Here is a 21,736-nt window from a genome sequence, read left to right on the forward strand (position 1 = left end):
GTAGGCTAAAGAGTGAAAAAAGTCGGTTTATTGTGGTTTTTAATTGAGAAGCCGCTCTCAGCATCTGTCCGATAAATAGCGTATTGATAATTCATTGAGTTTTTATATATAAAAAACGTTAAGGATGATAATGAAAAGTAAACCTCTGAGCCTTGCCAGTGCTGCCCTTTTGCTTTCTGCCACTGCCTCCGCCACCCCTATCCAGCCTGACCTCAGCCAGCGTGACGTAACACGGCTGACCGTTGACGGATTGCAGTTCAAAGATCTCAATCATTCCGGGAAACTGGAACCTTATGAAGACTGGCGGTTGACGCCGCAGGCACGCGCAGCGGATCTGGTGAAACGCATGACGCTGGAAGAAAAAGCCGGTGTGATGATGCACGGTTCCGCACCGACCGCCAGCAGTCCGGTTGGGGCCGGGACGTATTATGATACAGATGCGGCGGAAAAGATGATTGCCGGCGCCAAAGTGAACAGTCTGATCACCCGGCTTTCTGCGGATGATCCGGCCGTGATGGCCCGGGAAAACAATAAACTGCAACAGATTGCCGAAAACACCCGACTCGGCATTCCGGTCACCATCAGCAGCGATCCGCGTAACTCATTTGAATATCTGGTCGGCGCGAGTACCTCTTCCGGTAAATTCACCCGGTGGCCGGAAACTTTAGGACTGGCAGCGATTGGGGATGAAAAACTTACCCGTCGTTACGCCGATATTGTCCGCCAGGAATATCTGGCCGTCGGCATTCGTGAGGCACTTTCACCGCAGGCTGATCTGGCAACAGAGCCGCGTTGGGCACGTATCAGCGGTACCTTCGGCGAAGATCCGACGCGGGTGCATAACATGGTGCGCGGTTATATCGAAGGGATGCAAAACGGTGCCGACGGGCTCAATCAGGGCAGCGTGATCGCTGTGGTCAAACATTGGGTCGGGTACGGTGCGGCTGAAAACGGTTTCGACAGTCACAATGTTTACGGCAAAAACGCCGTCTTCCCCGGCAACAATCTCAAAGAACACATTTATCCTTTTACCGGCGCGTTTGAAGCCAATGTCGCCAGCGTAATGCCGACGTATTCGATCCTGAAAAATGTCTCCGTGGACGGTAAACCGCTCGAACAGGTCGGTGCCGGATTCAGCCATCAGTTGCTGACCGATATTCTGCGCGGACAATACGGTTTCAAAGGCGTCATTCTCAGCGACTGGCTGATCACCAGCAATTGTGAAAATGATTGCCTGAACGGTTCGCCGCAAGGCAAAGAACCGGTGCCGGGCGGCATGTCATGGGGCGTTGAAAACCTGACGCCGCAGCAGCGTTTCGTGAAAGCCGTGCAGGCGGGTGTTGATCAGTTTGGCGGCGTGACCGACTCGCAGTTGCTGGTCAATGCGGTGAATGAAAAGCAGCTGACTGAACAGCGTCTGGACGAATCTGTCGTGCGTATTCTTGAACAAAAATTCAGGACCGGTCTGTTTGAAAATCCGTATGTGGATGTGGAGTACGCCACCCGGACCGTCGGGCGGGCTGACTGGCAAAAAGAAGCCGATGCGGCTCAGGGACATTCGCTGGTACTGCTGCAAAACACCGGCGACGTGCTGCCGCTGAAAAAAGGCAAAAAAATCTGGCTGTATGGCATCGGACAGCAGGCCGCAAAAGCAGCCGGTTTTACCGTGGTGGATACGCCGGAGAAAGCCGATATTGCGCTGATCCGCGCCCATGCGCCGTATGAACAACCGCATAAAGCCTGGTTCTTCGGCAAACGCCATCATGAAGGTTCACTGGCCTTTACCGGCGACAATGCGGATTATCAGGCCATTGTGAAAGCCAGCAAAGCGGTGCCGACAATCGTGACTGTTTATCTCGACCGTCCGGCGATCCTGACCAATGTGACAGACAAAGCGAAAGCGGTTATCGGTAATTTTGGTGTCAGCGATACCGTGCTGTTTAGCCGCCTGACCAGCCCTGAAGCTTATACCGGAAAGCTACCGTTTGAACTGCCATCGTCTGAGGAAGCGGTGCTCAGACAACAATCCGATATGCCGCATGACAGCGAAAACCCGCTGTTTGACATTGGCTTCGGGCTGGCGCGTTAAGCCCGGTTAACCGGTGACCCGTGCCAGCACAAAACCGTCCCAGCCTTTGCTGCCGACGGTTTGCAGCGCGGTCGCAGATAAACGCGGCTCCTGTTCGATCATCTCAATGAAGCGACGCACGCCCTGTACCCGGGCGTCGTCGCTGTGCGGATCCACCACCGCACCCTCCCGCACCACGTTATCGCCAATAATCAATGTACCCGGTTTCGACAGTTTCAGCGCCCACTCGAGATACAACGGATTACCCGGTTTGTCTGCATCAATGAAAATCAGATCAAACGGGGCTTCTGCCTGAAGCCCTGGCAGCGTTTGGGCGGCAGGACCGACGTGTAAGGTAATTTTGTCCTGCAAACCGGCCAGTTCAATATTGGTTTTTGCGACACGGGCGTGATGCGGATCGGCTTCCAGTGTCACGACTTTTCCGAGCGCCGGTAATGCCCGCGCCAGCCAGAGTGTGCTGTACGCGCCGAGCGTGCCGATTTCCAAAACTTTTTGCGCGCCGGTAATTTGTGCCAGGAGCGCCAGTAATTTCCCCTGATTGGGTGCCACATCGTGCGCGGGTAAACCGGCCTGATGGTTATTTTTCAGCACCTGTTCCAGAACCGGATCGCTTTCCACGAGATGACTTACCAGATAATCATCGACCGCAGCCCATTTCCCGTTGTACTCCTCCTGACTCCCCTGACTCATTTTCGCCTCCCGGCAGTGAATTTTAGGTAATGAAAATATTTAAAAATGCCCTATTAACCGTAATCACTCGCGGCCATTTTTGCCCGAATTTTTAGTGCCACTCTCAAAAAACCCTCGTTTTCATCAGGTTAAAAATGCGTCACCTCACACTTTTTGAAGAAAGTTCCCTTGAATTTACAAAATAATAATGATAACAATTATCATTAAGTTTAACATTTGCCAGGTTTGGTTACGTTACCGTCTGTCACGTATAGCCGTTTTTAGGCGGAACAAATGTTGGCTTTTGGGTTTATTACACATGCATCAATTAATCACTCAATAATTTATTGAGTTATTTATAGGGATTATGAATATGTTGTTGGCTTTCCCCCTCAAACGCTCGGTGCTCATGTGCGCGCTGGCAATGCCGGTTGCCTCAATGGCAGCTGAAGACACCGTCATTGTCAAAGCCGCGCCTGCGGATACCGCCGATGCGCCGACCCAGGGTTACAGCGCGAAAACCAGTAAAAGCGCGACCAAAACGGATCAGCCGCTGATTACCACGGGCCAGGCAGTTTCTGTCGTAACCCGTCAGCAAATGACGGATCAGAATGCCACCACCGTCAACGCTGCGCTGAACTATACACCGGGCGTATTCACCAACTTTGCCGGCGGCGCAACGCGTTATGACACCATCTCCCTGCGCGGTTTCCATGGCGGTGACGTCAACAACACCTTCCTCGATGGCCTGCGTATCCTCAGCGATGGCTCGACCTACAACTCCATCCAGGTTGACCCATGGTTCCTGGAACGTATTGATGTGGTGAAAGGCCCCTCTTCTGCCCTCTACGGTCAGAGCATTCCTGGCGGCGTGGTGGTGGAATCGACCAAGCGCCCGCAGTTTGCTGAAGAAGGTCATTTCCAGCTTTCCGGTGGCACGCAAAATACTAAAGGCGGCGCGTTCGACTACACCAACGCCATCAATGATCAGCTGGCGTTCCGTCTGACCGGTATGACCCGCAGCAGCGATACGCAGTATGATCATCAGCGTGAAGAGCGTTACGCGATTTCGCCACAACTGTTGTGGACGCCGGATGAAAACACCTCGCTGTTACTTCGCGCGTATCTGCAAAAAGATCCGTCCGGTGGCTACCATGCCGCCGTTCCGGCTGACGGCAGCCTCTATGGACAGAAACTGAGCCGCGGTTTCTTTGATGGTGAAAGCACCCGCAATCAGTTCAAACGCTGGGAACAAATCTACAGCTACGAATTCCAGCATGCATTTAACGATGTATGGTCATTCCGCCAGAACGCCAACTACACCCATTCCAATACCGAACTGGATCAGGTGTATCAGGCCGGCTGGAATGCGGATCGTACCGAGATGAGCCGTTATTATTCCGGTGAAAAATCATCCCTGGATACCTTCGCGATCGATAACCAGCTTGAAGCGGATTTCGCCACCGGCGAACTGGCGCATAAAGTGGTGCTGGGCTTTGACTATTCCCACTTTATCAATGATGTGAAATCTGACGCTGCTTACGCTGAAAACCTCAACCCGTACACCGGCGTGGGCGGTGATGCACTGGATTATTACAGCCTTAAACGCGGTAAAAACCGTTATGAGCAGATGGGTACCTATCTGCAAGATGAGATGAACTGGAACAAATGGTATCTGACCCTGTCAGGCCGTTACGACACGCTGAAAACCTCCAGCCGCAGCTACGAAAGCATTTACGGCACGCAGAGCAACAGCGAACGTAAAGACAGCCACTTTAACAGCCGCGCTTCCCTGCTGTACGCCTTCGACAACGGGATTTCTCCGTACGTCAGCTACAGCCAGGCGATGACGCCATCTGCCTTGCCGGGCGCTGACGGCACGCTGCTGAAACCGATGCAGAGTGAGCAATACGAAGCCGGGATCAAATACCAGCCTGTCGGTACTTCTGATATGTACACCGCGGCGCTGTATGATCTGACTCAGAAAGACGTGGGTAACCGCGTGGTGGTCGGCAGCTACTACGAGCCGGCGGGTAAAATCCGCTCACAGGGGCTGGAGCTGGAAGCTAAGAAACAGGTTACCGAACGCTTCAACGTGATGGCCGGTTACACCTACAACAAAGTGCGTATCCGTGATGCGGCTGAGAACAACGGTAACACACCGTATGTGACGCCAAAACAAATGGCTTCCATCTGGGGTCAGTACAACACGCCGATTGGTGTGGATATGGGTGCAGGTGTTCGTTACATCGGCACCCAATGGGCGGATAACGAAAACACCCGCCACATGCCTTCCGCCACGCTGGTTGACGCGTCACTGCGTATGAATCTGGTGCAGTTCAATCCGCAACTGAAAGGCGCCTATGTGCAGCTGAATGCTAACAACCTGTTCGACAAAAAATATGTCGCAGCCTGTTACGGCACCAGCTACTGCTACTGGGGTCAGGAACGGACGGTGGTGGCTACAGTAGGTTACGATTTCTGATAGATTTTTCAGCTCCTCCCCCTGCGAAGTAATACCCCACCACAACCCTCCCCTTCGCAGGGGAGGGAGCGATTCTGAGAGTTTATTATCCCGGCAAATTTAACCGCACCTTCAGCGCTTTCTTCGCACTTTCCAGCAAGGCATCCGATACCTGCCGGTCCGGCTCACAGCGTGCCAGTGACAAACTGCCCATCAGTTCCGCACTCACCGAAATCGCCAGCGTTTGCGGATCATCGACACCCATCTCTGTTATCTGACGGATAATCATTTCACGGATACGTCCGATACCACGCGCAAACTCTGCCTGACAGGGTGCCGACATACGGGGGGTTTCAGAGGCCAGCGCCGATACCGGACAACCCTGCGCACGGTTATCGCGGTGCCACGGCGACAAATAAAAATCGATATACCCTGCCAGTTGCTTCTGCGCCGTCAGTCCCTGATTTTCTTTATCCCAGCGGGCCATAACCTGATTAAACATCTGCCCGATGGCCGCCTCAATCAACGCCTCTTTTGAGGCAAAGTGCGCATAAAACCCACCGTGCGTCAGGCCGGCTTTGCTCATCACACCTGCCACGCTGACCTGCAATGGCCCTTTGGCGCGGATGGCTTTCGCCGCTTCCTTCACGATCCGCTCACGGATTTTAGGTTTATGTTCACTTTCGTAGCGCATAGTAACACCCTGATAATCAGAAAATTGCCGTCATAGTTTACCTGACAGGATCAGTTAGCGAAACGCGTGCATCCACCGATAATCCGGGGCGCAGCGCCGCTAAATCAGGCTGACCGGTGTCCAGACGGATGCGCACCGGCACCCGCTGAACAATTTTGGTGAAATTACCCGTGCCCGGCTCAAACGGCAGCAATGCGAACGTTGAGCCAGAACCCGGCGCGAGGCTGTCGACTTCACCGTGAAATGTCACGCCCGGCAACGCATCCACATGCACATCCGCGCGTTGTCCCGGCTGCATTCTGCCGGTCTGCGTTTCTTTGAAGTTGGCCGTTACATAAATGCCCTGCTCCGGTACCAGTGTCATCAAACGCTGACCGGGTGTGACGTAATCGCCTATCTGTACCTGCCGGTTGCCCGCCACGCCATCAACAGCGGCAAAAATAGTGGTGTGATTGAGATCCTGCTGCGCAAGCGCTTTTGCTGCCTGCGCTTTCACCACAGCAGCCTTCGCCAGCGCCAGTGCCGCCTGAATTTCTGCCCGCTGTGCATGTGTTACCGCTGCCTGATTTTGGGCGACATCCAGCATAGCTGCGGCGTGCGCAGAGGTTTGCTCTGCCGTCACCGCCACCGTTTTATACCGGTCTGCATCGTTACGTGACGTGGCCCCGCTAACCGCCAGCGACTGATAACGCTGCTGCTCGGCCTCTGCATGTTGCTGTTCAGCACGCGAGGAACGGATCGCCGTGCGCGCGGCCTCGATTTGGGTGAGCGCCAGCTGCTCCTGCGCCTGCTGGCTCAGCAATGCGGCTTCCTGTTGTGCCACCTGTGCGCGGGCATCTTCAAGTTCCCCCTGCGCAGCGGCCAGACGCGCCGTAAACTCTTCGCTATCGATCAGTACCAGTTTATCGCCGGCATGCACCCGCTGGTTATGATTCACCAGCACCTGCGACACAAAGCCTTTTACTTTTGGCGCAACGAGGGTCGCATCCGCTGTCAGATACGCATCATCCGTCGATTCTGACGCGGGTGCAGCCAGTAACCATGCCGCACCGCCAAGGGCTACCACCAGCGCAATACCGCTGACCACGAAGATCCGCTTAGATCGTTTATTGACCTTCTCTACCGGGACCGGCATCCCTTCTCCTGTCGTTGCTTCGCTCATTTTTAATTCCACTCATTGCATGATGAACATCATATTAATATGATACCCATCATACAAACAAGCTCCGGGATTTCACACTATGTCTGCCAACCTGCCGCCAGCCGCGACGCTCTCGCCTGCGGATTACCCGACATCACGCAAATTTCTGATTTTCAGCATTATGGCGTTTGGTATGTTTCTGGCGCTGATCGACATCCAGATCGTCGCCGCTTCGTTAAACGATGTGCAGGCCGGGCTTTCCGCCGGACCAGATGAAATCAGTTGGGTGCAAACCTCGTATCTGATCGCCGAACTGGTGATGATCCCCTTCTCCGCATTCCTGGCGCAGGCACTTTCTACCCGCTGGCTGTTCAGCGCATCGGCGGCGTTATTTACCCTCAGCAGCATCGGTTGCGGATTGTCGTGGAATATTGAGTCGATGATCTTCTTTCGCGCATTGCAGGGTTTTACCGGCGGCGCGATGGTGCCGACAGTATTCGCGACCGGATTCGCGATGTTTCAGGGTAAACAGCAGGCGCTGATCCCGGCGATCCTCGGCATGGTCAGCGTGCTGGCCCCCACACTGGGACCGACGGTGGGTGGCGTGGTGACGCAATTACTCGACTGGCGATGGATTTTCTTCATCAATATCCTGCCAGGCGCTCTGGTTGCCACCGGCGCCGTGTTATTTATTCATGTGGATAAAGCCGATTTCCCGATGCTTAAACGTATCGACTGGGTACATTTATTGTCGATGGCGATAGCTCTCGGCTGTCTGGAGTATGTGCTGGAAGAAGGCCCGCGAAAAAACTGGTTCAGCGAACCGCAAATCCAGATTTCGGCGTGGTTCTCGCTGGTGGCCTTTGTACTGTTTCTCGAGCGATCCTTTTATTCAAAAAACCCGATCGTACGCCTGAGCCCCTTCCGTGACCCCACATTCACCTTTGCCTGTCTGTTCAATCTGGTGGTCGGTTTTGGTCTGTATGCCTCAACATATCTGACGCCGGTTTTCCTCGGCCGCATCCGAGATTTCAACAGCCTGGAAATTGGCACAACGGTGTTTGTGGTCGGCGTCGGGCAATTCTTCAGTACGATTATCGCCGCCCGATTAATCAGCCGTGTCGACCGGCGGGTCCTGATTACGGTGGGTTTATCCGGTTTCGCACTGAGTTTATGGCTGACGACGACGGTCACAACCTACTGGGGAGCAGAACAGTTCTTCTGGCCGCAGGTGGTGCGCGGCCTGTTCATTATGTTGTGCATCGTGCCGAGTGTGAACATGGCCCTGACCGCGTTTCAGGGGCCGGAACTGCGCTACGCATCAGGGCTGTTTAATCTGATGCGTAATCTCGGCGGCGCGATTGGTATTGCCACGGTGAATACCTGGCTGCAGGACTGGACCCGCGTGCACGCTGCACGTTTCGGCGAATCGCTGGGACACTATGGGGATCATGCGCAGGAGAAGATAGATTCGCTGGCGCAAAAAATTGTCCACCTGACGCCGGACACCGCTCAGGCATTGCTGATGGCAAAAGGGATATTTGGCGCGAAAGTCGCGGCGCAATCCCTGACACTGGCGTTCAACGACATCTTTCAGGTCATGGCGTGGATGTTTGTTGCCGCGCTGGTCATGGTGCCGTTTTGCCGTAAATAAAGTCAGGAATGTGAAGAAAATGTGCAGGCTGCCGCAAAAAATGCGGTTGTGGCAGGGAACTTTTCGAACAAGATGAGAAAGCTTTGGCCTGTTTGAAATAAATCCTTATAATTAGCGGCCCTGAAATGCGATTCGTTACACATACCGTGTCCCTTTCAAGTGCTATGTGCAAGTACACTATTCCTCCGGCCGGTTACGATCGGATCGGGGGGAATTAACATCCTGACAACTGCCAGTGTGGCATTAACGACCAACGAAAATATGAAAATGAGCATTCGCGCAATCCTTACCCTGGTTTTGGCAGTTGCTGCATATAGCCAGGCGTCTTTTGCTGTGGTCTACCCTCTTCCGGCCAATAATGGCCGTCTGGTCGGTGAAAACATCACAGTTACCGTTCCGCAGGGCAGCAGCCTGCCGCTGGAACATTTTGCAGCGCAATACCAGATGGGTTTGAGCAATATGCTCGAAGCTAACCCTGGCGTTGATCCTTATCTGCCAACCCCGGGCACCGTGCTGACTATCCCTCAGCAATTAATCCTGCCTGATACCCCGCATGAAGGCATCGTGATCAACAGTGCTGAAATGCGTCTGTATTACTACCCGAAAGGCACCAATACTGTGGTCGTGCTGCCAATCGGTATCGGTGAACTGGGCAAAGACACCCCGATGAACTGGGTGACTACGGTTCAGCGTAAAAAAGCTGGCCCGACCTGGACCCCGACGGCGAAAATGCATGAAGAATATGCTTCCCGTGGTGAATTCCTGCCCGCCGTCTTCCCTGCTGGCCCGGACAACCCGATGGGGCTGTACGCACTGTATGTTGGCCGTCTGTATGCAGTTCACGGCACCAACGCCAACTTCGGTATCGGTCTGCGCGTGAGCCACGGTTGTGTACGTTTGCGTGATGCCGACATCAAATGGCTGTTCGACAACGTTCCGCAAGGCACCCGCGTTCAGTTTATCAACGAGCCGGTGAAAGCCACCGTTGAGCCGGACGGTAAACGTTATATTGAGATCCATAACCCGCTGTCCTCTAACCAGGAAGAGTTTGATTCCCAGCAGCCGCTGCCAATCACTCTGACCGGTAACGCAAGCAGCGTATCGATGGATCCTGCGGTCAACCAGACTGTGGTTCAGCGCGCTATTGAGATGCGTTCAGGGATGCCGGTTCAGGTTAATTAATTGCGTCCCTGACGTTTTAGTGAAAAAGCTCCGTTCATCGGGGCTTTTTTTTTGCAAACGCAAAAGGAGACTACGGATAACTCCCTCCCCTGCGAAGGGAAGGAGTAAAGCAACATCCCCTCCATCACTGTCATTAAAATGTCACAACTCTGACTTAACCTTTCGGTAACAAAAAATATCTATATGTGTATTTTTATTTCCGATGGTTTATGAAAAGGAGTTTTGACAATGCAACAATCCGTATCTCTTGTGGCCCGCGCCGTGACTGCCGCCCTGCTGCTTTCCACCTCTGCCACTGTCCTCGCCACTGAAACTGACTCGCTGACTGACCGCGCAGCAAAAGGTGTGCTGACAGAACCGGGTGGCGCGCGTCGCCTGAGCGGTGACCAGACCGCCGCGCTGAAAGCGTCACTTTCAGACAAAACGGTGAAAAACGTGATTTTACTGATTGGCGACGGTATGGGGGATTCTGAAATCACCTCCGCCCGCAACTATGCAGAAGGTGCCGGCGGCTATTTTAAAGGTATCGATGCCCTGCCGCTGACCGGTCAGTACACCCATTATTCTCTGGATAAGAAAACGCAGAAACCGAGTTACGTGACCGATTCTGCAGCATCCGCCACCGCCTGGGCGACAGGTGTTAAAAGCTATAACGGCGCGATTGGTGTAGATGTTAACGGTAAAGATCACCAGACTATTCTTGAGATCGCCAAAGCCGCAGGCAAGGCCACCGGCAACGTCTCCACTGCCGAATTGCAGGATGCAACCCCTGCTGCGCAAATCGCCCACGTAACCTCACGTAAGTGCTACGGTCCGGAAGAAACGGCGGAGAAATGTGCCAGCAACGGGCTGGAAAACGGCGGACGTGGTTCGATCACCGAACAGTTATTGCAAACCCGCGCAGACGTCACGCTGGGCGGCGGCAGAAAATCTTTCAGCCAGTTGGCTAAAGCCGGTGAGTTCCAGGGTAAATCCCTGAAAGATCAGGCACTGGCACAGGGTTACGTGTGGGTGGAAAACGCGGAGCAGCTCAGTGCTGTCACGCAGGCAGACCAGAAGAAACCGGTTCTTGGCCTGTTCTCCGAGGGCAACATGCCGGTACGCTGGCAGGGTCCGAAGGCCACTTATCACGGCAACATTGATAAACCGGCTGTTACCTGTGAAGCCAATCCGCAACGCACTGCCGACATCCCGACGCTGGCCGTTATGACTGAAAAAGCCATCGACTTGCTGAAAACGAATCAGAACGGTTTCTTCCTGCAGGTTGAAGGCGCATCGATTGATAAACAAGATCACGCCGCTAATCCGTGCGGCCAGTTCGGGGAAACAGTGGATCTGGATGAAGCGGTGCAAAAAGCGCTGGCGTTCGCCCGACAGGACGGCAACACGCTGGTTATCGTCACCGCCGATCATGCCCATTCCAGCCAGATTATCGAAACCGATGCCAAAGCGCCCGGCCTGACGCAAACACTGACCACCAAAGACGGTGCGCCGATGACTATCAGTTACGGCAACTCAGAAGAGGATTCACAGGGGCACACCGGGACACAACTGCGTATCGCCGCGTTCGGGCCGCATGCAGCGAATGTGGTCGGTCTGACCGACCAGACGGATTTGTTCTATACGATGCGGGATGCCATGGCGATTAAGTGATAGTTTTTCAAAGGGAGATGTCCCTTTGGAACCCTTCGAAACCGGATTGGGTAAGTTTTGGTTTCTCAGTTGCACTGAACGCCTGATCGAGAAACTTTCGGTTTCTTACGTGCGATGCTCACTTAACGCGCTGCGCCGAAACCGCCCAAGAGGGAAAAGTGCTTTTTCCCTCTTGGATCTCCCTTCGCTTTTTCAACAAGCGCTTCCACTCGCTGGCTATGTTTCAGGTATCACCCGGTTCCAAAATACCGCCGGAGGGAAAGGTGGAAAACCGCGCATCTGTTTGCGCGGGTTGTAACCCGAACGAAGGGCACCGCGCAGCGGCGGGATTTTGCGGCTATCACACACCTATCTGAAACATAGCCTCCAGCGGCAGCGCGCAGTTAAAAAGCGCGGAGTCCAAAGGCCCGCGCGTTACCGGGTCTCTGGTCGGGGTGGGCCGACGCCCACGACCTTGAATTTGAAGCAATCAGCTCAGGATATTATCCAGTCTGTCGTCATCAATCCCGTCCGGCTCCAGATGCGCTGTCACATCCGCTGACTTGAATAATTTACTGACCGCCATTTCAGCAGCATCACCAATATCGTGTCCGATATCCACCGTCAGATTGCCATCCACCTCAAGGTGGAACTCGACAAACACACGGTCACCGCCGTTGCGGGTGCGGATGTCATGCACGCCACGCACACCTTCCACACTTAATACTGCCGCTTTAACGCGTTTACGATCGTCAGCACTCAGCTCCCTGTCCAGCAACTGAGTTAAGGCATCGGCCGCCATACCACGCGCGTTCCAGAGCATGTAGAAGGAAATCAACAGCGCGCCGATGGAGTCGGAACGCGTCCAGCCAAAGTAACGTTCGAAAATCAGCGCCAGCAATACAGCGATATTCACAGCCACATCTGTGATGTAGTGCGCGCGGTCAGCAGCGATGGCCGTTGAACCGGTGCGTTTCACCACATAGGTTTGCATCAGCACCAGGCCGGTCGCGGCCAGGGAACTGCCGATAATCACCCAGATGCCCAGACCAAGTTGCGCCAGCGGTTCGGGATTAATGATCCGCCCGATGGATTCCCCGCCGAGCACCAGCCCCGCGCCACCCAGTAACAGCGCCTGCACAAACGCCGCCACGGCTTCGGCTTTGCCGTGTCCGTAACGATGGCCTTTATCGGCCGGACGTCCGGCATAACGCACACCAATCAGCGTCACCATTGAGGCCAGCACATCCACCAGACCGTCGGCCGCAGAAGTCAGCAGCGCAATCGAGCCGGTGGCGGCCCATGCCCAAACTTTGACGCAAACCAGGATTAATGCGACACACAGCGACACCAGCGAGGCAATACGTGTCAGCCCTTTATAAGACGGTGCAGGACGGGTCATGGTTTGCCCCACAGGAGCAGTTGTTGTTGGGAATCTTTCACACGAATTTCCTGAAGCAGAGAACTACTTATTTTAAAAAACCAATGCCAGCCCGGCATTATAACCCATTTCCCACTTTTAAGACGTTCCCTATGGTTTGGATCTTTGTGCCTTCACTAAGGTTAATTGACATGGATTTACTTGCATTTACATCAATACGTTCTAGCTTAAGACAAGATTTCTTTGTTCAGGCGCGCGGCCGCCAATAATCAGAAGAGCACTATGACAAACGATAACAAAGCACAGCCTTCCGCGTCCGATGACGCAAACACTGAACTCGATTCCAGCCAGGTAAAATCTGGAGAAGGTCACACGCAGGCACCCAAAGACCAGAAAAAACCTGATGACGGCAAGCAGGATAACGATGAAAAGCGTAAAGGCCCCGGCAAGAAGCCGCTAATCATCCTCGGGATTGTCGTGGTCATCATGGTGGTTGTGGCACTGGTCTGGTGGCTGATGACAAAAGATCAGGTCAGTACTGATGATGCCTTTACCGAAGGTGATGCCGTGACCATCGCCCCGAAAATTGCCGGTTATGTCACCAGTCTTGCCGTGAAAGATAACCAGTTTGTTAAAAAAGGCGATTTGCTGGTGGAAATCGATCCGCGTGACGCCACCGCGCAGCGCGATCAGGCACAGGCGCAACTGGGTCTGGCCATCGCGCAGTTACATCAGGCGCAGGCGCAGTACGATCTGGCGAAAGTGCAATATCCGGCGCAGCTTGCTCAGGCAAAAGCCCAGCAGACGCGCGCGGAAGCCAATTTGCTTAATGCCACCGCCGATTTCCGCCGTCAGCGCGGCGTCGATCCTCGTGCCACCACCCAACAAAATATCGATACGTCCAATGCGCAGGTACGGTCTGCGACCGCTGATCTGGAAAATGCCAAAGCGCAGGTGCAGGTGGCCGCGCAGGTCCAGCTGAATATTCGTCAGGCAGAAACCAACGTCGAAGCCCGCCAGCAACAGGTTGAACAGGCGAAAGCCCAGCTGGAAACGGCGACGCTGAATCTGTCATATGCACAGGTACGCGCCCCGTTCGACGGTTACGTTACCAAGCGTAATGTGCAGCTCGGCACGCTGGTGCAGGCCGGGACCTCGCTGTTCTCAGTGGTGTCGAAAGATATCTGGATTGCCGCGAACTATAAAGAATCGCAGCTCGAACGCATGCGCCCGGGTAACAAAGTGGAAATCACCGTCGATGCCTTCCCGGACATCAAACTTCATGGTCACGTTGACAGTATTCAGCAAGGCACCGGCTCACGCTTCTCGGCCTTCCCGGCTGAAAATGCCACCGGAAACTACGTGAAAATCGTTCAGCGCGTGCCGGTGAAAATCATCATCGACAGCGGACTGGATGAAAATCACCACCTGCCACTGGGGCTGTCTGTTGAACCGACGGTGACCGTCGAATGAATGAAGATCGCAGCTACTGGAAACCCAAGGCTAATCCATGGGCAGTCGCCGCCGTCGTGACCATCGCGGTGTTCATGGAAATCCTGGACACCACCATCGTTAACGTGGCGCTGCCGCACGTCGCCGGTTCGCTGTCTTCCAGTTATGACGAATCGACCTGGGTCCTGACGTCCTATCTGGTCGCGAACGGTATCGTGCTGCCGATTTCAGCGTTTCTCAGCCGTGTGATGGGCCGCAAAACGTACTTCCTGATATGTATCGGCATGTTCACCGTCTGCTCCTTCCTGTGCGGGGTCGCCACTGAACTTTGGCAGATGATCTTATTCCGCATCCTGCAGGGCTTTTTCGGTGGGGGTTTGCAACCGATTCAGCAATCGGTATTGCTCGATTACTTTAAACCGGAAGACCGGGGCAAGGCGTTTGGCCTATCCTCGATTGCCATCATTGTTGCGCCGGTAGTTGGCCCGACGCTCGGCGGTTACATCACTGATAACTTCAGCTGGCGCTGGGTATTCCTGATCAACATTCCGGTGGGGATCATCGCGTTACTGGCGATTTATCAGCTGCTGGAAGACCCGCCGTGGGAACGTAAAGCCAAGGGGAAACTCAGTATTGATTACATTGGTATCGGGCTGATTGCGCTGGGTCTGGGTTGCTTACAGGTGATGATGGACCGTGGCGAGGACGACGACTGGTTCCAGTCCGGTTTCATTGTCACCTTTGCCGTACTGGCGGTCACCGGGATTGTCGGCGCAGTTTACTGGCTGCTTTACGCCAAAAAGCCGGTGGTGGATCTGCGTTGTCTTAAGGATAAAAACTTTGCGGTCGCCGGTTTGCTGATGGCCGGAATGGCGATGATTTTGTATGGCAGTTCGGTGGTGATCCCGCAACTGGCACAACAGCAACTGGGTTACACTGCCACGCTCTCTGGGCTGGTGATGTCGCCCGGCGCGGTGCTGATCGTGCTGTCGATCCCGCTGGTGCTCAAGCTGATGCCCGTGGTGCAGACGCGTTACATCATTGCCTTCGGTTTCTTCCTGCTGGCGGCTTCGTTTATTTATTCGGCCACGCTGACCCCGGATGTGGATTTTGAAACACTGGTGCTTTTCCGCAGTGCGCAGTCGATAGGGCTCGGTTTCCTGTTTGTGCCGCTGACCACCATTGCGTTTATTACGATCCCGCAAAAGATGAACGCTGATGCTGCCGCGCTGTTTACCATGTTCCGTAACGTCGCCGGCTCGATCGGCATCTCGCTGGCAACAGCCGGTGTCACCGAACGTACTCAGGCGCACAGTGCGCACATGGTGCACAACATGTCACCGCTCGATGAGCAGTTTAATCAGGCAGTCAGTAAAAGCGCGGCGGCGATCCGTGATTTTGCCCACATCGCCGGCGACCCGATACAACTGGCGACTGCGCGGATGTATCAGGAAATGATTTCACAATCGCGCATTCTGGCCTATATCGACGTGTTCGGTTACTGCGCCATCGTCGCCGTTATTTTGATCCCATTTTGTTTCCTGCTTTCGCCGGTTAAGAGCGAAGGTAATGCCGGAGCACATTAAGTTGAACAAGAAAAGCTCTACTCTGAGAAATCAGCCATCAATGATGCCGCCCTGCTCCTCCTGCGAAGGGAGAGGCCGGGAGAGGGTTTTAAATACAGGCACCCGTTTCCTGACACTCTCGACATTAACGCTGGTATTAGCTGCATGCTCCGTTGGCCCTGATTATCAGAAGCCAAACCCGGTAACGCCACCGGCCTATAACGACATGACGCAACCGAAAGATAAAGATGGCGCGTCTATTGCCCTGCCTTCGGAACCCAATCCGTTATGGTGGAAAGCGTTTAATGACCCGCAGCTCGACAGTCTGATCACCCGGGCGATTGCCGGTAATATCTCCCTGCAACAGGCGGTGCTGCGCATTGCCGGTGCCCGTGAACAGGTAAAACAGGCGGAAGGTGCCTGGTTACCGTCGGTTCAGGGCAGCGCTAAAGTGACGCGTCAGCAACTCGGGCTGAAAGGGATTATCGATTCGAGCGGTGCATCGCAGCAGATTGATCAGCTCGGTCCGGAAGCTTCCGGTGCCATCGGCGCGGCCACGCGACCGGTGAATTTGTATCAGGGCAATTTCGATGCCAGCTGGGAACTGGATTTGTTCGGCGGCACAAGACGTCAGGTCGAAGCCGCGAATGCCCAGACGCAGTCGTCCGTTGAACAGCGCAACGATGCATTAGTGTCGCTGGAAGCCGAAGTTGCCCGTACTTATCTCCAGTTGCGTGGTGCGCAAAGCGTGACAGCCGCTATCGAAACGCAAATCGACGTGGCGCAGCAAACCTTAGACCTGACGCAAAACCGTCAGCAAAACGGTCTGTCACCGCAGCTTGATGTTGAAAATGCCCGCGCACAGTTAGGCTCTCTGCGTGCTCAGTTGCCGCAATATCAGGCGCAGGAACGTCAGGCAATGAACGGTCTGGCCGTCCTGCTCGGCCAGACGCCGGGTTCGCTTGATGCTGAACTCTCCGCGCCGAAACCGTTGCCAGCCCTGCCCGCTGCGGTGCCGGTCGGTGTGCCTTCACAGCTGGCACGCCGTCGTCCTGACGTGCGCCAGGCTGAGGCCGATCTCCATGCGGCAACCGCAAATATCGGTGTATCCGTCGCGCAGTTGTTCCCAAGTATTTCGCTCACCGGCCAGTTTGGCATGCGTAATACCGACGCCAGCTATCTCGATAACTGGAGCAGCCATTTCTACTCCTTTGGCCCGCAGATTTCCCTGCCGATTTTCCAGGGCGGACGTCTGGTTTCCGGCGTGCATCTTTCCCGTGCGCAACAGGCTAATGCCGCGCTCAGTTATCGCCAGACCGTGCTGACCGCACTACAGGATGTGGATAACGCGCTGGTCAGTTACCGCACCGATCAGGATCAGGTCAACGGACTTGAGCAGACTACGGCAGCGTTGCAGACCGCGTTTGATCTGGCCAGCGACAGCTACCGTCAGGGGCTTTCCACCTTTATCAACGTGCTTGATGCCCAGCGTCAGCTGGCACAGGCGCATCAGCAATCCGCCGAAGCGAAAGTGAAAACCAGCACCGATCTGGTCTCGCTGTATAAAGCGTTAGGCGGCGGCTGGGAGCCCTATCAGAATGTAGAATTACCGACTTACACCGTGTTTGGCCCGGCGGCTACACCGGATGTAAAAGTCAACACCACCGCGGGCGTAACGCCGTAATCACGGCTTAATGCGAAGAGATAAAATCAGAAGGCGTGGCCGGGGCAGGTAATGAAAAATTCTGCCTCATGCGCGCCACTTCACTCACCGGAGTCAGCCCGAATAAGCGTTTAAATTCGCGGCTGAACTGCGACACACTTTCATAACCCACCTGCGCGCTGGCTGCTGAGGCGGTCAGATTATTACGCAACATCAGTAATCTGGCCTGATGCAAACGGGTGGACTTGAGGTATTGCATCGGCGATGTATCAGTAATGCTTTTAAAGTGACTGTGAAACGTCGGCACGCTCATCCCCGCCTCTTTTGCCAGCGCATTTACATCCAGATGCATGGGGTATTCTGCGTGCAATTTCCGCAGGGCTTTCATCACCTTGCCAAATTGCCCCTGCAGGGCCAGCGCACTGCGCAATGTACCGCCCTGAGCGCCTGTCAGCACGCGATAATACAGCTCCCGCATCATCGGCCTGCCCAGAATTTCAGCATCCTGCGCAGACGCCATGACCTGTAAAAATCGCAAGACTGACGCCCGCATGGCTTCGTCCATTAAACTCGACACCATACTTTTGGGCGCGTCTACCTGTGGCGGGTCATACGCATCCAGTTGCAACATCAGTTCTGCCGCCAGCGTGAAATCCAGCCGAAGATAAATCGCCAGCATCGGTTCGCTGACGCTGGCGTCGGTTTCCATCGTAAAAGGCACCGGCACTGAGACGGCCAGATAATGTTGCGCGTCATACAAATAGACATTATTGCCTAAAAAACCGCGTTTACTTCCCTGCACGACAATCACAATCCCCGGCTCATACAAAACCGGCGTACGCAAAAGCGGACGATCGGAACGCAGAAAACGCACATCCGCCAGAGCCGTGAGGTTGTAGCCTTCACGGGGCGTAAGCCGGTCCAAAAGCGCGATCATTTGCTCAGTCACACTCAACGTCAGATGCGTCATATCACCCTGAAAATACCTGGCAAAAAGTGAATAAAGTGTCGCACCCAGAACCCGCCGTGTCCAGATGACTCAGAGGAACAGGCAAACATCAGAGAGGATCGGGGCTACAGCTCCGGGGTTGCACGCCCTATGCTACAAGTCCGTTTTTTATTGAGGAGTGTGTATGAGCCGGTCAAAATTATTATTCATCACAGGTGTAAGCAGCGGATTTGGCCGCGCGCTGGCAGAGGAGGCTCTGCAAGCCGGGCACCGCGTGGTCGGCACATTACGTAATGCGCAGGCTTGTGAAAAATTCGAGGCGCTGGCCCCTGGCCGCAGTTTTGGCCGCGTACTGGATGTCACGGATTTCGAGGCTATCACCCCGCTGGCCGCTGCCGTAGAACAGGAAATCGGTGCCGTTGACGTACTGGTTAACAATGCCGGTTACGGACATGAAGGCATTATGGAGGAATCACCGTTAAGTGAAGCGCGGCATCAGTTTGATGTGAATGTCTTTGGCGCGGTGGCCGTCATCAAAGCCTTTCTGCCCTATTTCCGTCAACGCCGCGCCGGGCAGGTGCTCAATATCACATCAATGGGTGGCTTTATCACTCTGCCCGGCATCAGTTATTACTGTGGCAGCAAGTTCGCCTTACAGGGGATTTCTGAAACGCTGAGCAAAGAGCTTAAACCGTTCAATATTTCCGTCACGGCCATTCAGCCCGGATCGTTCCGCACTGACTGGGCAGGACGTTCAATGGTACGCTCGCCGCGCACGATCAGTGATTACGACGCCAGTTTCGGCCCCGTGCGTGAAACCCGGGCAAAACGCAGCGGCCACCAGCCAGGTGATCCGCAAAAAGCCGCCCGGGCTATTTTACAACTGATTAATTCGCCGGCACCGCCTGCCTCGCTGTTACTCGGCAGTGACGCGGTAAAATTTGTCAGGGAAAAACTGCAACAAATGAATACCGATATTGATGCCTGGGAAGCGCTAAGCCAGTCCACCGATGGCTGAAACATTCTTTTAAATATCCCGACAGCGCATTTCCCGGAGACTGCGCTATTCTGTTCAGACACTGAATTCATCCTGCCTGCGGGCAGGATTTTCGTCTGAATAACAATCGGGTAAAACAATGAACTCCATTTCCAACGAAGAGAAAAAACCCAGCTGTGATTCAGTGATCAACAGCGTGGCTTACCGTGACGGTAAGCGATTACAGGATGTGACGGTCGAAGACATCAGCGAAGTGTTGAAAGAGCCCGATACCTTTGTCTGGCTTGGATTATGGCAGCCTGAAGATGCCTATATGCGCAGCATTCAGGAAGAATTCGGCCTGCATGATCTGGCGATTGAAGACGCGCTGACGGCGCATCAGCGCCCGAAAATCGAGCAGTACGGTGAGTCCCTGTTTATTGTTACGCACACCGCGCAGAAAGTGAATGAAACCATTGAGTACGGCGAAACACATCTGTTCCTTGGCAAAAACTTTCTGATCACCGTGCGTCATGGCGCATCATCGAGTTACAAAGAGATCCGTAAACATGCGGAAGAACGCCCTGAAATGATGAATAAAGGACCGGGTTATGCGTTGTATTGCGTGCTCGATTCCATTGTTGATAACTATCTGGAAATTCTGCATCAGTACACTGAACAGTTTGCTGCCATCGAAAAACTGATGTTCCGTAACACCTTTAATCAGCAGGCGGTGCAGCAGGTGTATAGCCTGCGGCGGGATCTGTTGTCGCTGCGCAATGCGGCAGTGCCGATGGAAGATATCTGTAATCAGCTCAGTCATCACTTTGAGGAGCTGATGCCCAAAAGCCTGCGCGCGTATGTGCGCGATGTGCAGGATCATACCAATCAGGTCATCCGCACCACAGATGATCTCCGCGAAATGCTCTCGAACGCCATGCATGTGAATCTGGCACTGGTGTCAGTGCATCAGAACGAAGTGGTGCAGCGGCTGGCGGGCTGGGGCGCGATCCTGGCGATCCCGACGGTGATTTTCAGCCTGTACGGCATGAACTTCAAAAACATGCCGGAACTGGATGACTGGTGGGGATATCCGCTGACGCTGGGCGTCACTGTCGCCGGTTGTGCGTGGCTATACTGGAAGCTTAAAAAATCAGGCTGGCTGTAAGTTAATTATTACCTGAAGCCACACGTTAATTAACATGCGAATAACAGAACCCGTTGTTATTCGCCTTCTTTAATTATCCTGACAATTTTAATCCTGACTTATTCTGTTTGCCCTTTCCTCTTCGCATTATTTCCTTATATACTCAGTCGCATCTTTCTTACGGAAATAATATTGATCATGTCAGTCCGTTTCGCGATTTCACAGTTTATGCATTCACTGCGCTTGCCCGGCAAGCGGGTCAGTGCGTTGCTGTTCGCGTTATGCTGGCTTATTCTCAATTCCCAGCTGGCGCTTGCCAGCCATCAGTGCGATATGCGCCCGCCGGTGGAAAATACCCCCATGGCGCATAACATGACTATGCAAATGCCTGATTCGCCTGAGTATATGCAAAGTCAGTCCGTATTGTGTGAGAAGCACTGCATCCCTGAAAGAACCCCGTCTGACAGTGGTTCCGTGCCGCTGGTAGCACTGCCGGTCCTTCCGGCATTAGCCATGATCACCGTCGATGCCAGCACAGCGGTCACTACCGCAGACTGGGTTGCCCCTCCGGTCACTCCCCCTCCTGCCGAAGTTCAGTTCTGCCGATACAGAGAATAGCCCCTGCTGTCCTGAGTGTTTTCCAGCACTCAATATTCAATGAAATTTATTTGCCATTTATTTTCCAGAACAATGGCTATTTTTATCTGATGACAGTATCGGAGTATTCCCCATGCGTGCAATTTTTAATTTAATTTTCGCTAGTCTTTTCTTTATTCCCTTTTATTCCTCCGCAGAGTCCATGCCGATGAGTACGGATCATGATCATATGACGATGCAGCAGAATGTGCAGACATATGAATCCGAAGGCGTGATCACCCAATGGCAATCTGATCGTGTCGGGATTTCCCATCACGCCATCCCTGCGCTGAAATGGCCGGCCATGACCATGAATTTCCGTCTGCCGCCAGAAATTGCCGCCCGCTCCCTGCCCGCCGGTACACCGGTCACCTTTAGCTTTGTCAAAACTGATTCCGCTTATCAGTTGCAGACACTGTCACCCCTGAAACGCTGACCGGGA

17 protein-coding genes are annotated in these 21,736 nt (G+C 54.0%); 12 read left to right on the top strand and 5 right to left on the bottom strand.

Going from position 1 to position 21,736, the window contains the following annotated elements:
- Positions 1–130 precede the first annotated feature (130 nt).
- Positions 131–2,089: a glycoside hydrolase family 3 protein gene (locus EVX52_RS05895; protein WP_129990824.1), complete on the top strand. Its 1,959-nt coding sequence runs from the start codon at positions 131–133 to the stop codon at positions 2,087–2,089.
- 6 nt (positions 2,090–2,095) lie between these two features.
- Here EVX52_RS05895 and EVX52_RS05900 read toward each other — a convergent pair whose 3' ends face one another.
- Positions 2,096–2,779 (bottom strand): O-methyltransferase, encoded by a 684-nt coding sequence (locus tag EVX52_RS05900; protein ID WP_129990825.1) that lies wholly within the window; start codon positions 2,777–2,779, stop codon positions 2,096–2,098.
- A 352-nt stretch (positions 2,780–3,131) separates the two neighbouring features.
- Here EVX52_RS05900 and EVX52_RS05905 point away from each other — a divergent pair, with 352 nt between their 5' ends.
- Positions 3,132–5,243: a TonB-dependent siderophore receptor gene (locus EVX52_RS05905; protein WP_129951079.1), complete on the top strand. Its 2,112-nt coding sequence runs from the start codon at positions 3,132–3,134 to the stop codon at positions 5,241–5,243.
- 85 nt (positions 5,244–5,328) lie between these two features.
- Here EVX52_RS05905 and EVX52_RS05910 read toward each other — a convergent pair whose 3' ends face one another.
- Positions 5,329–5,916, bottom strand: coding sequence for a TetR/AcrR family transcriptional regulator (locus EVX52_RS05910; RefSeq protein ID WP_129990826.1), 588 nt, complete (start codon positions 5,914–5,916; stop codon positions 5,329–5,331).
- A 37-nt stretch (positions 5,917–5,953) separates the two neighbouring features.
- Positions 5,954–7,078 (bottom strand): HlyD family secretion protein, encoded by a 1,125-nt coding sequence (locus EVX52_RS05915; protein ID WP_129990827.1) that lies wholly within the window; start codon positions 7,076–7,078, stop codon positions 5,954–5,956.
- A gap of 79 nt (positions 7,079–7,157) precedes the next feature.
- Between EVX52_RS05915 and EVX52_RS05920 the strand changes: the two genes are divergently transcribed.
- The 3 genes from EVX52_RS05920 to phoA all read left to right on the top strand — a co-directional run bounded on the left by EVX52_RS05920 (position 7,158) and on the right by phoA (position 11,546).
- The gene (locus EVX52_RS05920) at positions 7,158–8,711 is read left to right on the top strand and encodes a DHA2 family efflux MFS transporter permease subunit (RefSeq protein WP_129990828.1); all 1,554 of its coding nucleotides are present in this window, start codon (positions 7,158–7,160) and stop codon (positions 8,709–8,711) included.
- A 261-nt stretch (positions 8,712–8,972) separates the two neighbouring features.
- Positions 8,973–9,893, top strand: a complete 921-nt coding sequence (locus EVX52_RS05925) for a L,D-transpeptidase family protein (RefSeq protein ID WP_129951075.1) — start codon at positions 8,973–8,975, stop codon at positions 9,891–9,893.
- A 228-nt stretch (positions 9,894–10,121) separates the two neighbouring features.
- Positions 10,122–11,546, top strand: coding sequence for an alkaline phosphatase (gene phoA, locus EVX52_RS05930; RefSeq protein ID WP_129990829.1), 1,425 nt, complete (start codon positions 10,122–10,124; stop codon positions 11,544–11,546).
- Between the two features lie 469 nt (positions 11,547–12,015).
- Here phoA and EVX52_RS05935 read toward each other — a convergent pair whose 3' ends face one another.
- Positions 12,016–12,927, bottom strand: a complete 912-nt coding sequence (locus tag EVX52_RS05935; RefSeq protein WP_129990830.1) for a cation diffusion facilitator family transporter — start codon at positions 12,925–12,927, stop codon at positions 12,016–12,018.
- Positions 12,928–13,188: 261 nt separating this feature from the next.
- Here EVX52_RS05935 and EVX52_RS05940 point away from each other — a divergent pair, with 261 nt between their 5' ends.
- From EVX52_RS05940 to EVX52_RS05950, 3 genes are read left to right on the top strand one after another with little or no spacing between them, the layout of a single operon-like run.
- Positions 13,189–14,379, top strand: a complete 1,191-nt coding sequence (locus EVX52_RS05940) for an HlyD family secretion protein (RefSeq protein WP_129951072.1) — start codon at positions 13,189–13,191, stop codon at positions 14,377–14,379.
- On the top strand, positions 14,376–15,944 hold the full coding sequence (locus tag EVX52_RS05945) for a DHA2 family efflux MFS transporter permease subunit (RefSeq protein ID WP_129990831.1): 1,569 nt from the start codon (positions 14,376–14,378) through the stop codon (positions 15,942–15,944). Before EVX52_RS05940 ends, EVX52_RS05945 begins: the two co-directional genes overlap by 4 nt.
- The gene (locus EVX52_RS05950) at positions 15,928–17,607 is read left to right on the top strand and encodes an efflux transporter outer membrane subunit (RefSeq protein ID WP_129990832.1); all 1,680 of its coding nucleotides are present in this window, start codon (positions 15,928–15,930) and stop codon (positions 17,605–17,607) included. The genes EVX52_RS05945 and EVX52_RS05950 overlap by 17 nt, the downstream gene beginning before the upstream one ends.
- Positions 17,608–17,614: 7 nt before the next feature.
- Here EVX52_RS05950 and EVX52_RS05955 read toward each other — a convergent pair whose 3' ends face one another.
- Entirely contained in the window at positions 17,615–18,556 is a 942-nt protein-coding gene (locus EVX52_RS05955) for an AraC family transcriptional regulator (protein WP_129951069.1), read from the bottom strand.
- A 163-nt stretch (positions 18,557–18,719) separates the two neighbouring features.
- On the opposite strand from EVX52_RS05955, the gene EVX52_RS05960 reads away from it, so the two are divergent.
- The 4 genes from EVX52_RS05960 (at position 18,720) to EVX52_RS05975 (ending at position 21,730) form a co-directional block, all read left to right on the top strand.
- Entirely contained in the window at positions 18,720–19,553 is an 834-nt protein-coding gene (locus EVX52_RS05960; protein ID WP_129951068.1) for an oxidoreductase, read from the top strand.
- 118 nt (positions 19,554–19,671) lie between these two features.
- Positions 19,672–20,679, top strand: coding sequence for a magnesium/cobalt transporter CorA (gene corA, locus EVX52_RS05965; RefSeq protein ID WP_129951067.1), 1,008 nt, complete (start codon positions 19,672–19,674; stop codon positions 20,677–20,679).
- Positions 20,680–20,856: 177 nt separating this feature from the next.
- Positions 20,857–21,276 (top strand): hypothetical protein, encoded by a 420-nt coding sequence (locus EVX52_RS05970; protein ID WP_129990833.1) that lies wholly within the window; start codon positions 20,857–20,859, stop codon positions 21,274–21,276.
- 187 nt (positions 21,277–21,463) lie between these two features.
- The gene (locus tag EVX52_RS05975; protein WP_235174085.1) at positions 21,464–21,730 is read left to right on the top strand and encodes a copper-binding protein; all 267 of its coding nucleotides are present in this window, start codon (positions 21,464–21,466) and stop codon (positions 21,728–21,730) included.
- Positions 21,731–21,736: the final 6 nt, after the last annotated feature.

The organism is Rahnella sp. CFA14(1/10) (assembly GCF_004195095.1).
Lineage (GTDB): Bacteria > Pseudomonadota > Gammaproteobacteria > Enterobacterales > Enterobacteriaceae > Rahnella > Rahnella perminowiae.

Bases quoted from the DNA above. Each gene is read 5' to 3' on its own strand.
- EVX52_RS05895 (WP_129990824.1), top strand. From the start codon at position 131: ATGAAAAGTAAACCTCTGAGCCTTGCCAGTGCTGCCCTTTTGCTTTCT.
- EVX52_RS05900 (WP_129990825.1), bottom strand. From the start codon at position 2,779: ATGAGTCAGGGGAGTCAGGAGGAGTACAACGGGAAATGGGCTGCGGTC.
- EVX52_RS05905 (WP_129951079.1), top strand. From the start codon at position 3,132: ATGTTGTTGGCTTTCCCCCTCAAACGCTCGGTGCTCATGTGCGCGCTG.
- EVX52_RS05910 (WP_129990826.1), bottom strand. From the start codon at position 5,916: ATGCGCTACGAAAGTGAACATAAACCTAAAATCCGTGAGCGGATCGTG.
- EVX52_RS05915 (WP_129990827.1), bottom strand. From the start codon at position 7,078: ATGAGCGAAGCAACGACAGGAGAAGGGATGCCGGTCCCGGTAGAGAAG.
- EVX52_RS05920 (WP_129990828.1), top strand. From the start codon at position 7,158: ATGTCTGCCAACCTGCCGCCAGCCGCGACGCTCTCGCCTGCGGATTAC.
- EVX52_RS05925 (WP_129951075.1), top strand. From the start codon at position 8,973: ATGAAAATGAGCATTCGCGCAATCCTTACCCTGGTTTTGGCAGTTGCT.
- phoA (WP_129990829.1), top strand. From the start codon at position 10,122: ATGCAACAATCCGTATCTCTTGTGGCCCGCGCCGTGACTGCCGCCCTG.
- EVX52_RS05935 (WP_129990830.1), bottom strand. From the start codon at position 12,927: ATGACCCGTCCTGCACCGTCTTATAAAGGGCTGACACGTATTGCCTCG.
- EVX52_RS05940 (WP_129951072.1), top strand. From the start codon at position 13,189: ATGACAAACGATAACAAAGCACAGCCTTCCGCGTCCGATGACGCAAAC.
- EVX52_RS05945 (WP_129990831.1), top strand. From the start codon at position 14,376: ATGAATGAAGATCGCAGCTACTGGAAACCCAAGGCTAATCCATGGGCA.
- EVX52_RS05950 (WP_129990832.1), top strand. From the start codon at position 15,928: ATGCCGGAGCACATTAAGTTGAACAAGAAAAGCTCTACTCTGAGAAAT.
- EVX52_RS05955 (WP_129951069.1), bottom strand. From the start codon at position 18,556: ATGACGCATCTGACGTTGAGTGTGACTGAGCAAATGATCGCGCTTTTG.
- EVX52_RS05960 (WP_129951068.1), top strand. From the start codon at position 18,720: ATGAGCCGGTCAAAATTATTATTCATCACAGGTGTAAGCAGCGGATTT.
- corA (WP_129951067.1), top strand. From the start codon at position 19,672: ATGAACTCCATTTCCAACGAAGAGAAAAAACCCAGCTGTGATTCAGTG.
- EVX52_RS05970 (WP_129990833.1), top strand. From the start codon at position 20,857: ATGTCAGTCCGTTTCGCGATTTCACAGTTTATGCATTCACTGCGCTTG.
- EVX52_RS05975 (WP_235174085.1), top strand. From the start codon at position 21,464: ATGAGTACGGATCATGATCATATGACGATGCAGCAGAATGTGCAGACA.